The organism is Paenibacillus sp. G2S3, assembly GCF_030123105.1.
Classification (GTDB): Bacteria; Bacillota; Bacilli; order Paenibacillales; family Paenibacillaceae; genus Paenibacillus_AQ.
Genome location: NZ_CP126095.1, coordinates 5108899 through 5122964 on the forward strand (window position 1 = coordinate 5108899; position 14066 = coordinate 5122964).

Here is a 14066-nt window from a genome sequence, read left to right on the forward strand (position 1 = left end):
CATGATTCCTCACCCCTATTTTACCAAACCCGCCGCTGCTTGTCTTTAGAATGTGAAAACGTTCTCTTTCTATTATAAGGGGGAAACGAACGGAGACAATTAAAAGGCTGGGTAATCTTTAGCGCTAAGGACGCTCAATCTGAGGCACCACAACCACTAAATTTCTCCGCCGTTTCTGGGGTGGGCTGTGTTTTGCATAGCTAAGAGCCATACAGTCCGAACCCATAAGTGATAGTTTGTTTTCGGACCGTAATGTAGCTATTACGGCTATTCGGCGCGTTTTCCCCGAGTTACGGACTGGATAGCGCTTATTGATCGAAAACTATGCCTTAATGGTGTGTTTTTGAACCAATAGCTGCATCTGAGTCCGATAATGAGCCGAAAACCCGATATTAGCTCAAATAAGGGCCATACAGTCCAAACCCATAGGCAGTAGTTTGTTTGTGGATCATAATACAGCAATGCAATTATGGCTATATCGCGTTTTCTTTGCAAAGTTTCTGGGGCGGGCAGGAAAAAGCCGGGAGTTTATGCTTCTCCCGGCTGAGATTGAAGATAGGTTAGAGTAGGTCCGCTGCCAGTTGGGCCAGGCGGGAACGCTCACCTTTTTCCAAAGTAATATGTCCGCTAATCCCTTGCTGCTTAAACTTCTCAACGATATAACTTAGTCCGTTGCTCGCAGCATCCAGATACGGATGATCGATTTGCTCCGGATCACCCATTAGAATCACTTTACTTCCTTCACCCGCTCTGGAGACGATTGTCTTCACTTCATGACGGGAAAGGTTCTGAGCCTCATCAATAATAATGAACTGTGAAGGGATTGAGCGGCCACGAATATAAGTTAAGGCTTCTACCTGTATGCTGCCTAAACCCATTAAGATTTTATCGATATCGCCAGCTTTTTTGGTATCGAACAGGAACTCCAGATTATCATAAATAGGCTGCATCCAGGGTCTGAGCTTCTCATCCTTCTCTCCGGGCAAATAACCAATGTCTTTCCCCATAGGAACTACTGGACGGGCAATGAGCAATTTTTTGTATTTATGTTCATCCTCAACTTTGAATAGTCCGGCAGCAAGCGCCAATAACGTCTTCCCTGTACCAGCCTTACCTGTAATGGTTACAAGCGGGATTTCATCGTTTAGCAGTAGCTCCAATGCCATTCGTTGTTGAGCATTTCGCGCGCTGATCCCCCAAACCGAATCATTGCCCAGATAAAGCGGCTCCAGACGGGTCGCATCACTATTCACTTTGAGAAGAGCTGATTTGCCTGTGCCTATCTCATCCTTGAGGATCACAAATTCATGAGGGTACAAGGGATACGACAATGCGAGCTGTTTAACCGTTAAAGAACGGTGACTGTAATATTCATCAATCAATGCCGGATGAACCTGCAGAGATTGGTAACCAGTGTAAAGTTCATTTAAATCTCCAGTCCGATCTGACAAATAATCCTCTGGTGTAATTCCTAGCACATCCGCTTTAATACGAACCAGCACATCCTTACTCACAAGCACTACGGGACGCGGATCAGGCTTCTCATTCTCTTCAATTAAATAATTAAGAGCTACAGCCAAAATCCGATTGTCGTTAGATACCTCACCAAACATCTCCTGTACCTTCACAAAACTGCGATGGTTAAGTTCTACCTTCAGCTTGCCTCCATGCTCTAGCTCCACACCACTATGCAGATGACCTAGTTCACGAAGTCCATCAAGCAATCGGGAAACCGTGCGAGCATTTCGACCGATTTCGTCAGCGTTGCGCTTTTTGGAGTCGATTTCTTCCAGCACTACTGCCGGAATAACCACCTCATGCTCCTTGAAAGAGAAAATCGAATTGGGGTCGTGCAAAAGCACGTTGGTATCTAACACAAATATCTTGTTCATATTATCCCCTCCACAGCGCCTGGTTTGATTGATCATACATAACTCTTTCCGCCAAGGGAAAAGATAAGGTACAGAAACGATCTTGGCTGAAAGGAGTAATCACATATGAGAAAATCAATGTGTCTGTTGCTGGTACTGCTGCTATTGACAAGCTGCGGTATCGCTAATAAAAAGACATCACCCTCTCCTCAGAATAAACAATCTGCGAATGCTGTAAAGGGTACGGGAAACCATGAGGTTCGGCAATTGGCTAATGATGGTGCGACTAATCCTATGGCCACCTCAGCTGGTCACACCGTCAGTGTTAAGGGCGAAAGTGAAGTTGCACTTAAGGACCATTTTGAACAGTTGGCCAAAAGGGTTCCTGGTGTGAATGGTGCACACTGTGTAGTCATGAACAAGGTCGCCATTGTAGGTCTTGACGTGGAAGGATCTCTAGACCGATCACGTGTAGGAAGCATTAAATATTCTGTAGCGGAAGCTATCCGCAAAGACCCGAGAAGTGTACGGGCACTTGTCACAGCCGATATGGATCTCTCCAGCCGCTTAGCGGACATGAGCCGCCATGTCTCTCAGGGACATCCAATTTCTGGATTCTCATCCGAATTGGCTGATATCATCGGTCGAATTATGCCGCAGCTGCCAGAGGACACTAAGCCGATTAAAAATGCACAGTAGAGGTTAAGAAGAAAAGATGTTGTCGTCCTTTATGGATGGCAACCTTTTCTCGTAAAATTATAAGGATAATGTATAGCGTGCAACCTATACATTCTTATAAGTCAAAAAAAGCCCAGTGATATTCTCACTAGGCTTTTTTCATGGCAGCAAATACTTGTCCGTCCAGCTTCTCAGCGGCACGTCCATCATAAACCTTTGCATATCTTGGGGCGGATTCAAGCTGCGCTCCATAAAAAAGCGCGTTACGCACCGCCATAATTTCAACATCAAAGCAGCACATCTTGAAAGGTACATCCTGAAGTGGATCCTGCTTTACAACGGCACTGCCGTTAATCGCATAGACAGTACCCTCACCGAACACAGTGACGGTTACTAACGGGTTGATCTTCATGTTGTTCACGAGTCTGGAACGATGATCTACAGCCAGACGCACAGTACTTGGACTAACTGCATAAATCCACGAAATGGCTGTGGACGTTGGACCTCCTGATTCCGCATCAACTGTGTTGAGAAGAACAAAAGTTTCCGATTGCAGCATCGATAACAAGGTTTCGTTCAGCTGAGCAACGGCTTCGGACATAAGTACTGGCCCCCTATGCGGCGTAAATTCATTCGATTTATTATATTATAGCACAGGCTGAAACTTGCATTCAATTTTAGAGCGAAGTGTTATTAAGGTCTCTAAGGCGCCTCAGTGGATTCCGAAGTAGAACTAGCTGAAACTCCTGCTAACCGATCCTGAAGGCTTTTCTTGGCAGCCTCAAGCTCTTCATCATTAATATATACATACGGACTTCGCCACGTTCCAGTCACAGGCTTGAATTCGATATCATCTTTGGAAATCTTCCAATAAGTCGCAATCATATCTTTAATCTGCGAATTTTCGATATCAGTCTTCATGTTACTGTCCACTGCATCAAGAACCTTGCCTATTTTTAATACACCACCAAGCGATTGCATCTGATCCACCAGTGAATGAAGGACCTCATTCTGACGTTTGTTCCGATCAAAATCATCTGAAGCCTTAGTCTTAGGCTTACAATTAGATTTACGATATCGCACATAATCTAGCGCTTTATCTCCATCTAGCTCTGCCGGACCTTTTTTCAGATTGATATTCGTACCATCTACGCTGTCTGTATAACACATATTATCACTAATGTTGACTTTGACTCCGCCAAGCTCGTCCACCACATCACGGAAGCCTTGAAAATCCAGAATCGTTGTATAATCTACGTCAATATCTAGATATTTCCCCATCATTGTCTTCATCTCATCTTCTGCCAAAATGCCAGAAGAATCTTCTTTTCCCTTAAAGCGAGCATAGAATTCGTTAATCTTCGTTTGCTTGTATCCATTGAGCTCAACTAAGGTATCGCGTGGAAGAGAGACAATGGTAGCTGATTTTGTCTTAGGATTAAGCGCTGCAACCATAATAACATCTGTCAATCTAGATTGATGTTTTGGTCTATTGTCCGTACCCAGGATAAGCATCGTCAGTGGTTTTTCTGTAGCCGAATGTCCTGGAGCAACCGTTCCTTTATTACCTGCATTAAAGACCCCATTTTCAAGCTTCCAATACAGATAGCCCCCGTAGCCCAATACGCCAAGAATCGCAATAATGAGTAAGGTTAACAGGATTCTAACTAATCTGCCAAAAAAGCCTCTCTTTTGCGGTTTCTTCTTTTTTTTCTTAGGAGCACCCTTCACAGGCTGTTTTCTATTATTATTCGGTTGTTGACCACTTGCTCTTGGAGGTAAACTGCTGTTTCGTGTACTCATAGTAGAATAAAGTCCTCTTCATTTCATTTGGAATAAAAATTGCTACACTTAAATAGACGTTCCATAAGCAGTAAAAGTTTCGATTATTGTCTTTTTGCTGCAGCTGCAGCCTTTCTCTTCTGTCGAGCTTCTACGATATAACGTATCCGTACCATTAGCATTAATCCGACAGCAACCAGCAGACACTGGATGATCGGTAGCTTATCATGTTGAAAAATGAGGAGCATGCCGGAGCCGATTGCCATCATTATGTACAGCATAATCTCTTTGCCAATCGATAACTTTTGATTCACACGAAATACCTGATTATACACAAATGTAAGCAATATAAAAATAACAATATAAGCGACGATTGGATGCTCAGCGAACCACACCTGCATAGATAACCGCACTCCTCCCAAATTTAAGATACGTTTACATTATATCATCAGTAGGGGGATTTTTTGTTATAAAAAAACCGTCGAAAGTTAAACCTCCGACGGCTCTTTACTATGCTAAGTTGATCTTACGCGTTTGCTTGTGCCATTTTACGTTGCTTCTCTACACGTTCGCGTTCGCCTTTGTTCAAAATCTTTTTGCGCAAACGAATGGATTTAGGTGTGATTTCACAATATTCATCATCATTCAAATATTCAAGTGCGCCTTCCAAAGAGAAGGTACGTGGTGTCTTCATTTTTACAGTATCATCCTTACCTGAGGTACGCATGTTGGTAAGTGCTTTTTCTCTACAGATGTTAACGATAATATCGTTATCACGGGTATGCTCGCCTACGATCATACCTTCATAGATTTCTGTACCTGCATCCAAGAAGAGAATACCACGATCCTCAACGCCCACTATTCCATATTGTGTAGTTGATCCAGTCTCACTGGCTACAAGCACACCTTGATGACGTCCGCCAACTTGACCAGCAACCAGTGGAGCGTAGCTGTCAAAAGCATGGTTCATAACGCCGTAACCGCGTGTCAAAGTCAAGAAGTAAGTGTTGTAACCAATCAAACCACGTGCAGGAATCAGGAACTCCAGACGTACTTGACCCGTACCGTTGTTAATCATGTTGACCATTTCGGCTTTGCGAGTGCCCAGACTTTCCATAACAGAGCCCATGCTTTCTTCAGGAATGTCAATCATAAGACGCTCAAGTGGCTCCGATTTAACACCATCGATTTCTTTAATGATTACTTGTGGTTTAGAAACTTGCATTTCATAACCTTCACGACGCATATTCTCGATCAGAATACCAAGGTGAAGCTCACCGCGTCCAGAAACGATAAATGCATCAGGACTATCCGTTTCATCCACACGCAAACTCACATCTGTCTCAAGTTCTTTAAAGAGACGCTCACGAAGCTTACGGGAAGTTACCCATTTACCTTCTTTACCAGCAAAAGGACTGTTATTCACAAGGAAAGTCATTTGCATAGTTGGCTCGTCGATCTTAAGAACAGGCAGTGCTTCTGGATTCGCTGGATCAGCAATGGTCTCACCAATGTTAATGTCCTTGATCCCTGCGATAGCAACGATATCCCCTGCGCCCGCTTCTTCTGTTTCAATACGTTTTAAACCTTGGAACCCGAACAATTTCTCAATACGTGCGGTTTTACTCTTACCGTCACGCATAATTACAGTTACAGATTGACCTTGTTTGATCACACCGCGGTTTACACGGCCAATAGCAATACGACCCAAGTATTCGTTATAATCCATCAACGTTACGAGGAATTGAAGCGGGTCTTCTACACTTTCAGTTGGAGCTGGGATATGCTCAACGATTGTTTCGTAAAGCGAAAGCATTGTCTCATCTTGTTTCTCAGGAACCATGCTTGATGTACCATTAAGAGCAGATGCATAGACAACCGGGAATTCCAATTGTTCGTCATTTGCTTCAAGCTCGATGAACAAATCGAGCACTTCATCAATAACTTCCTTAGGACGAGCAGCTGGACGGTCAATCTTGTTCACGACAACGATCGGTGTAAGTTTTTGTTCCAATGCTTTACGCAGAACGAATTTCGTTTGCGGCATGCAGCCTTCATAAGCATCAACAACCAGCAATACACCGTCAACCATTTTCATAATCCGTTCTACTTCGCCACCGAAGTCAGCGTGTCCAGGTGTATCCACAATATTGATCAAAAACTCTTTATAAGTAATTGCTGTATTTTTAGCTAGGATTGTAATTCCGCGTTCCCGCTCGATATCGTTAGAGTCCATAGCGCGTTCTTGTACGTGTTCGTGTGCGCTGAAGATCCCCGATTGCTGAAGAAGCTGATCGACGAGTGTTGTTTTGCCATGGTCAACGTGGGCAATGATCGCAATGTTGCGAATATCTTTTCTTGAATGCATGATTTGTATCCAAATCCTCTCATTTATCAAATTAAAACTGTTAAAATTCGTAGCATGTCACGGCAGTCTCACAAAAGAAGCGCCAGGCAGAAAGCCGACGCTTCAACATAACATTAATATTATAGTGAAAGCACTATGAAAAGCAAGTCTTTTTATGAAAAAAACAGTTGGCAAATTCCGTTTTTTTTCACAAGATCCAACATTAATTAACTTCGATACCATCTATTTCGGCCACGAGTTCTACCCCGACCTGTAATCAGCCAAATTCCTGCAGCGATGAATACAATACCAATTAGATAGATCACACCCGTACCCATAAGACTGAAAATACAAAGCGCTATGCTTAACACACCTAATATAACAGCAATTGCAGATAGTCCGCCTGTCCGTTTTGGAGAATTGATGGAATATTCATACAGACCTATGGCAATACCGAGCAGCAGCACAGGCCATAAATATTTCATAAGCCCCCATCCCCATATATTGCAAAGTCCAAACAATAAACCATACACCGTTAATATCCCTGCGGGAATCAACACCGTTGCCGAAGCGCGGCGGCTAAAAAATAACATATGTAGAACCAATCCTGGAAGTAAAATCACTAGCGGCCAAAGGGCTCGTCCCAAAAATCCGAAGACCCCCAGCTTACCGAATAAAATCAAAACGCCCGCAGCTACAATGAATATACCTAGTCTCATGTCATTCTTGGAAGACATCCTTCACCCATCCCTTCAAATTCACGTCTACCTTATTACCTTGCCATCTCATACCCAGAAAACGACAGGATTCTTATTCATATATTATCTGAAATATACACAAAATGCCATCAAAGAGCACGCAAAAAACGGACGATTCCAATTTATGGAGATGTCCGTTTAGTATTGCCTTTTATTGCAATTTATTAACCTACTGATGTCGTTCTTCGTTTAACTGCTCCTGTAACAACTACTAATATTCCTAAAGCGATCGGCAGTATGGAATGCGTGGATGGGAGCAGAAAGGAGAGCATTGTCCCTAATTTTGCATCCTGAAGCATCATATCACCTGCTGTAAAGGCTAAAATATAAGCGCCGATAAATATGAGTATCGGAAATCTATGCAGCCACCCCACAATGAGGCCACTTCCCCATACTACAATTGGAATGCTGAGTGCAATCCCGATCACAATTAAAGCCAAATCCCCTTTGGCTAGACCGGCAATCGCCAGGACATTATCAAGACTCATAATAAAATCAGCCACGAGAATCGTTCGGATGGACTTCCATACGGAGGATGTTTCCGCGACTCTAAGATCCTCCTCTTCTTCCAGCAGCAGCTTAAACGCAATCCATAGCAGCAGAATTCCTCCTCCAGCCTGGATATAAGGGATTTTCAACAGTAATACCGCGACAAAAGTAAGCAAGCAGCGCAGAATAACAGCTCCCGCAGCTCCCCACCATACCGCAATCTTCCGGTGCTTCTCCGGTAGGTCCTTACTAGCCATCGCGATGACCATAGCATTATCTCCACTCAGCACAAGATTGATCATCAATATTTCACCAAGGAGCAATAATGATTCCATTTCCTTTTACCTCCCCGAATCACATGTAACTACATGTATGTTCGGAAGTGACAAGCTATGCTTCCTGTCCAACTTTTTTTTGAGGATGAAAGCATGTATGCCCCTTTTTTTGCGTATACAAAACTAAGCATATCTTCGTGCTCATCTTAACTAATTTTAGGGGTGACTATGCCTTGAATACATCCATATGGGAGTTTGTATTATCGCTGCTCAATATTATTTTTCTAGATCTCATTCTGGCGGGAGACAATGCCATAGTCATCGGACTTGCTGCGCGTAATTTGCCGAACAGCACTCAAAAAAAAGCAATTGTGCTTGGAACAGCAGGTGCCGTAGTATTACGTATTTTCGCAACGATTCTGGTCGTATGGTTATTGAAAATCCCCTGGTTACTGCTAGCAGGCGGGATATTACTTATTCTGATTGCCTACAAGCTGTTAACAGATGTGAACAATTCAGCGAATATCAAGGCTGGTCAAAGCTTATGGTCTGCTGTGGGTACGATCATTCTAGCCGATGCTGCGATGGGACTGGATAATGTCATCGCGATTGCGGGGGTTGCTAAGCACAATATCTCTCTAGTTGTCATAGGACTGTTAATCAGCGTTCCAATCGTCGTCTGGGGAAGTACTCTTTTCATTAAATTAATCAACAAATATCCATGGATTATTTATGTTGGCTCTGGAGTCTTAGGGTTCACAGCGTCAAGCATGATTACAGATGAACAGCAGCTATCCCCATTTTTTGAGCAGCATCCATTATTGAGAGCTCTGTTTATATTTGTGATCATTGTTGGCATCTTAATTGGAGGACACTGGAGACGCCAATCAAACCATAATAATTCAAAAAAACTGCCTCAACCGTAGATGTTGCTACGAATGAGACAGCCTTCTTTATAATATTAGAACCATTCTTCCTGTAATCCAGCCTGAGCACTTACTACATCTTTAGGCTTCTCATCTCCATAAGGAGTGATCAGCACAGTCTCCGTGGCTTCAATCGCTGCGTCCAGCAATGCAGAGTAACCTGGGAGCGTAGCTTCAATCTTATCTACAATCCGTAAATTCGGGTTCGTTGTAGGTGATTTAGGTACAAATAAAGTACAGCAATCCTCATAAGGAAGAATTGACAGGTCATAGGTGCCGATATTCTTAGACAGCTCCACAATATCACTTTTGTCCATCATTACCAGCGGACGTAAAAGAGGAAGTTCTGTCGCACGACCGATCACGTTCATACTTGGTAACGTCTGGCTAGCGACCTGTCCAAGACTTTCACCGGTTACGATCGCGAGGGCACCCTCACGTTCAGCAAGCTGTGAAGTAATCCTCAGCATAGCTCGACGCATCAACGTAATAATCAAATTATCCTGACCTATTCCAGTAAAAGATGTCTGCACCTCTGTAAAAGGTACTAAATGTAGCTTGATAACTCCCGCATATCGTGACAATACCCGCGTAAGATCAACCACTTTTTGCCGAGCAAGCTCACTCGTATAAGGATAACTATAGAAATGTACGCACTCCACCTCGAGTCCACGACGCATGGATGACCAACCGGCTACAGGACTATCGATACCTCCGGACAGCAATAACATCGCTTTTCCATTCGTACCAAGCGGAAATCCACCCACACCAGCAATATTTTCGCAAAATATATAAGTATGACCTTGACGAATTTCGACCTTCAGCTCCAGTTGAGGTGACTTTACATCCACAGTAAGTCCGGAATAGCCTTGCAGCAATGGTGTCGAAACTAGCTTGTTCATCTCCATGGAGCCATATGGAAATTCTTTCCATACTCGGCGTGCATTAACCTTAAACGTAGTTCCCGGTACAGGAGCGATGATCTCCAAAAAATGACGACTGACAGCTACAATATCCTCGAGTTCTGACTTGGCCACCTTTACCGGACTGACAGAAGCAATTCCGAATACATTCTTCAGCGCTTCTACCAATGGGGCAGCAGGTTCTCCGTTCAGGTCCACGTAAATTCTTCCAAATTCTTTGGTTAGAACTACCTTTGGATAAGGCTTAATCATTTCCTTCACATGACGTAATACCGTTTTCTCAAATCTGGCACGGTTCTTGCCCTTTAATGTAAACTCCCCGAAACGTAAAAGCAGCATATCGGCATAATCAATACTATTGGCACTGCCTTTAGCAGATTCCTGATTCATCACACTCATTAGTTACTTCATACCTCCTTCAGCAATCTTTAAAGCTCGTACCGCAGTAATTAGTGCATTCTCAAGCGCAGCGACATCTTCTTCAGTGTGACTATCACCGAAACTGATGCGGATGCCTCCTGAAGCTACAGAAACATCTTTACCCATAGACAATAGAACACGACTAGGTTCTGCCAGCCGGGAGGAGCAAGCCGATCGAGTAGAAACAGCCATTCCTAGTTCCTCCAGCTTACGGGCGAACACTTCCCCTTTCATGCCAGGGTATGAGAAATGCACAATATGAGGCGCTCCATCCTCTCTGCTGTTTATAACAAATTCAGGAACGCTGTGCAAGAAGCGTAACAGTCGATCTCGAAGTGGAAGCAATCGGGCATAGAAGGTTTCGCGTTGCTCACCACCCATCCGAACGGCTTTGGAAGATGCAACAATCGCAGGTACATTCTCAGTTCCAGCACGTTGACCCTCTTCATGAGAACCTCCTGAAAGTAAGGGGAACAGTTCGATACCTTCTTTAATATAGAGAAGCCCCGCTCCGCGTGGGCCTCGAATTTTGTGAGGAGACAAGCTGTAAAGATCCGCCTTCCATCCTTTAAGGTCAACAGCAAGCTTACCATATCCCTGAACGCCATCGACATGAAATAAGGTTCTTGGATTTACGGATTTAATCAGCTTGCCAATCTCCATCAGCGGCTGTACTGTTCCAATCTCATTATTTACATGCATCACACTTACGAGCACGGTATCACGCCGTACTGCAGCAGCTACTCGCTCTGGATCAATCATTCCAGTGCTGTCGGGCGCTACAAAAGTAATCTCCCAGCCATTCCGCTGCAGTTGCAGACAACTTTCATACACAGAAGGATGCTCTAATTCCGTAGTTATAATATGACGCCCTCTTGACTGATACTGCAAAGCAGCACCTTTAATGGCTAAATTGTTACTCTCCGTAGCCCCAGATGTAAATAGGATCTCCTTTGGTTGTACAGATAACGCAGCCGCGCATACTTCTCGTGAACGCCTGATCAGCTTGGCCGCTTCACTGCCAGCACGATGTAAGGAGGACGGGTTAGCATAGTGCAGCTTCATAATTTGTTCCATCGTCTTCACCACTTCTTCATAAGGTGGTGTAGCGGCGGCATAATCCCAGTAAAGCATATATCGATTGTCTCCTTTACTTCTTTAAAGTACAGAATCATTAAATCATTGGTTCTTAAATTTCGAAAAAGGATCAAACGGTGATCCCAAATACCAGCATGTGGTTTAAGGAAAATAGCCGTTTGATCCTTTATATTATACAGCGTATTCTGCGCGAGCGCGTTCTATTTTAGTAAGGTAGGACTGCGTCTCTTTGGGAAGCAGTGAAAGTTTCTCCAACAATTCCTGATCATTGCCGACACCAAGGTCAATTACTCTTCCAGGTCCTGCATTGTAAGCCGCTAATGCCATCTTTTCCTGTCCGTCAAACCGCTTTAATTGATAAGACAGGTAACGAACGCCACCATCAATATTTTGGGCCGGGTCAAAAGAATTTGAAACCCCTAACCCGCGCGCTGTTCCATCCATTAATTGCATTAATCCTTTAGCACCAGCCGATGAAACCACATTCGGATTAAAGGAAGATTCCGTATCAATTACAGCTTTTATTAAATCGACCGGCACCCCGTATTTGGCACTCGCCGTTTGAATTAGATCATCATAGCTTGTTGGTTTAGTATCCGTTATTTCCCCGGAAATTACACTATTGATACTTTCCGCTGTCCCGCCAATCTGTTGCCATAACAGGCTCGTAACAGATGACGTATCAGGAAGTGACGTCAAGAAGCCTGTGTCCCCGCTACTAGAGGAGTTAGATGACAAAGCTTGAAGCATTTCTGCAAATTGAGAGGCTGACGCGCCCGACCTTTCTGTTTCATTCGTTGAGCTATTCTTGTCGGTTGCACTCTTTAAGCTTATCCATTTAAGCTGCCCTAACCCATTGGTTACAGCGGGATTAATCTCCATATCGGCGCACTCCTTTGATCCTGTTGTATCATATCTATTGGACTAACCTTAGATTTCGATGATTTACGGCTTAATATTACATTTTATCCGAGATTATTGCTATATGCTGGAATGAAAAAACAGACTTCAGACCCTGATATTTAGGTCTAAAAGCCTGTTATAGTTCAAACTTTACCATTCATTTTTAGCGAGCAAAGGGGATCATCACAAAGTAACTAAGTGTAGATACAATCCCTAATCCCATTGCCCATGCTCCAAGCGTTTTTTGCTCTTTGGCATATGCGTAATACCCAACTACAACGGATATAGGTCCAAGAATGATGGACCAGAGAAACAAGGAGGCAATACCCATAGCAAGCCCAGTATATCCCATCACTTTGCTACCGCTATGTTCCACTTCGTTCTCCTTAGTTTCACTCGCCGCACGTGGTGTTGTATCCCGGACCTGCATCGATACCGGATTCACCTCTGCGGCATACTCCTCTTGATGTTCTCTGTCCCGACGGGGATAGTCCACTCTACGCGGACGCAAAATGACTTTTCTCGGACCGGATGGTCCATTGGATGAACTTGATTCATTTTCCTTTTCTCTGTCCATTAGGGCGGCCTCCTAGGAGTTCGGCTTAAATGTTAAACAGCATGTTGCGGACGATGTTGCGACATGATCGTGGTGACCTTCATTCGTCATTTCTTCAGCATATTCTTCTTTAAATCCACTACCCGCATGCTTGTCGATCTCAATAATAATTTCTTCAGCCCGGCATAAATTATGCTCGCCCCAATAATGACAATTGCTCACACTACATTTGACTAATGGCTTTACACTCGACATATTTATCACCTCGGCTTCATTATGTCCGCTCGATTTACCCCCTATTCGACAGACAAGTTTCCAGTTGATGTAACGAAAAAAAGGACCAGCTCTTGTCAATGTAGATTGACAATGTGCTGATCCTTTAGACGAACAAGTTAACTGTTAAACCTGATTTTGCATACGTTTCTCAGTCAAATAGTCGTTCTCATAATAAGTAAGATCATCGCGTAGCTCTTCATAGGTCTTGGTAATTTCTAGAATAATATCACGTGCTGGACGAACTGGTTTTTTACGGAAACGAATGGCATCCTGTCCAGTATAAGCATAACGTCCATCTTCAGAATAGCTTTCATTCTTTGGATAGAAGAAATTATTCACGCCATAGTGATATACATTATAAAGCGCCTTTTGCGCAAAAGATTCATCGAATGTAGCACGACGCAGCGCAACTCCCAGCTTCTCATAAGACATTTCCGAGAACACTAACAGATGACGAACATCGGACAGAAATCCTTGATAGAATTGTACAGTTTCTTCATCATCTTCTGTTACAAGCTGAGGCAATGCATGCTCGTTCAGAAAAATTTCCATCTTATCAATTACATCTTTAAGTTTGTCTCTCGTCGATTCACATAATTTCTGCACATTGGCTGCTGACATGGCGGTTGCTCCCCCTTATTATTCCCTGCTCTTGTAGTCAATAAAGTTAATCTTATGAAGAAATAGTCTTTAGACATATCTCTTTATTCTTGCAATATCAGGATGCAAACACAGAGAAGCCTAACCTTCTGAAAATTAAAAGA

Annotated in this window: 15 protein-coding genes; 2 read left to right on the forward strand and 13 right to left on the reverse strand. The window is 43.5% G+C overall.

All coding sequences use genetic code 11. From position 1 onward, the window contains the following. Nucleotides 1–560 precede the first annotated feature (560 nt). Complete coding sequence (locus tag QNH28_RS22500; RefSeq protein WP_283908621.1) at nt 561–1892, reverse strand: PhoH family protein; 1332 nt, start codon at nt 1890–1892, stop codon at nt 561–563. Nucleotides 1893–1997: 105 nt separating this feature from the next. Between QNH28_RS22500 and QNH28_RS22505 the strand changes: the two genes are divergently transcribed. Further along, nucleotides 1998–2570 carry a YhcN/YlaJ family sporulation lipoprotein gene (locus QNH28_RS22505; RefSeq protein ID WP_283908622.1) on the forward strand — a complete coding sequence of 191 codons (573 nt, stop codon included), beginning with the start codon at nt 1998–2000 and terminating at the stop codon, nt 2568–2570. 127 nt (nt 2571–2697) lie between these two features. Here the strand turns inward: QNH28_RS22505 and QNH28_RS22510 are convergent, their stop codons facing one another. The 6 genes from QNH28_RS22510 to QNH28_RS22535 all read right to left on the reverse strand — a co-directional run bounded on the left by QNH28_RS22510 (nt 2698) and on the right by QNH28_RS22535 (nt 8260). Continuing rightward, nucleotides 2698–3150, reverse strand: a complete 453-nt coding sequence (locus QNH28_RS22510) for a PNPOx family protein (protein ID WP_283908623.1) — start codon at nt 3148–3150, stop codon at nt 2698–2700. Between the two features lie 101 nt (nt 3151–3251). Further along, nucleotides 3252–4352, reverse strand: a complete 1101-nt coding sequence (locus tag QNH28_RS22515; RefSeq protein ID WP_283908624.1) for an LCP family protein — start codon at nt 4350–4352, stop codon at nt 3252–3254. Between the two features lie 83 nt (nt 4353–4435). Next, nucleotides 4436–4732, reverse strand: a complete 297-nt coding sequence (locus QNH28_RS22520) for a YlaH-like family protein (protein ID WP_042190898.1) — start codon at nt 4730–4732, stop codon at nt 4436–4438. 125 nt (nt 4733–4857) lie between these two features. Further along, nucleotides 4858–6699 (reverse strand): translational GTPase TypA, encoded by a 1842-nt coding sequence (gene typA, locus QNH28_RS22525; RefSeq protein ID WP_042190900.1) that lies wholly within the window; start codon nt 6697–6699, stop codon nt 4858–4860. Between the two features lie 206 nt (nt 6700–6905). Further along, nucleotides 6906–7415: a hypothetical protein gene (locus tag QNH28_RS22530; RefSeq protein ID WP_283908625.1), complete on the reverse strand. Its 510-nt coding sequence runs from the start codon at nt 7413–7415 to the stop codon at nt 6906–6908. Between the two features lie 185 nt (nt 7416–7600). Then, a complete protein-coding gene (locus QNH28_RS22535) occupies nt 7601–8260 on the reverse strand; it encodes a TerC family protein (RefSeq protein ID WP_283908626.1) in 660 nt (219 codons plus the stop codon). Nucleotides 8261–8433: 173 nt separating this feature from the next. On the opposite strand from QNH28_RS22535, the gene QNH28_RS22540 reads away from it, so the two are divergent. Next, the gene (locus tag QNH28_RS22540; RefSeq protein WP_283908627.1) at nt 8434–9126 is read left to right on the forward strand and encodes a TerC family protein; all 693 of its coding nucleotides are present in this window, start codon (nt 8434–8436) and stop codon (nt 9124–9126) included. Nucleotides 9127–9161: 35 nt separating this feature from the next. Here the strand turns inward: QNH28_RS22540 and thiI are convergent, their stop codons facing one another. The 6 genes from thiI to QNH28_RS22570 all read right to left on the reverse strand — a co-directional run bounded on the left by thiI (nt 9162) and on the right by QNH28_RS22570 (nt 13923). Then, nucleotides 9162–10448: a tRNA uracil 4-sulfurtransferase ThiI gene (gene thiI, locus QNH28_RS22545; RefSeq protein ID WP_283908628.1), complete on the reverse strand. Its 1287-nt coding sequence runs from the start codon at nt 10446–10448 to the stop codon at nt 9162–9164. A gap of 3 nt (nt 10449–10451) precedes the next feature. Further along, entirely contained in the window at nt 10452–11603 is a 1152-nt protein-coding gene (locus tag QNH28_RS22550; protein WP_283908629.1) for a cysteine desulfurase family protein, read from the reverse strand. A 135-nt stretch (nt 11604–11738) separates the two neighbouring features. Further along, nucleotides 11739–12449, reverse strand: a complete 711-nt coding sequence (locus QNH28_RS22555; RefSeq protein ID WP_283908630.1) for a lytic transglycosylase domain-containing protein — start codon at nt 12447–12449, stop codon at nt 11739–11741. A 184-nt stretch (nt 12450–12633) separates the two neighbouring features. Beyond that, nucleotides 12634–13047, reverse strand: a complete 414-nt coding sequence (locus tag QNH28_RS22560; RefSeq protein ID WP_283908631.1) for a hypothetical protein — start codon at nt 13045–13047, stop codon at nt 12634–12636. 12 nt (nt 13048–13059) lie between these two features. Then, complete coding sequence (locus QNH28_RS22565; protein ID WP_076117472.1) at nt 13060–13281, reverse strand: DUF1540 domain-containing protein; 222 nt, start codon at nt 13279–13281, stop codon at nt 13060–13062. Nucleotides 13282–13425: 144 nt separating this feature from the next. Beyond that, entirely contained in the window at nt 13426–13923 is a 498-nt protein-coding gene (locus QNH28_RS22570; protein ID WP_042190914.1) for a YpuI family protein, read from the reverse strand. Nucleotides 13924–14066 lie beyond the last annotated feature (143 nt).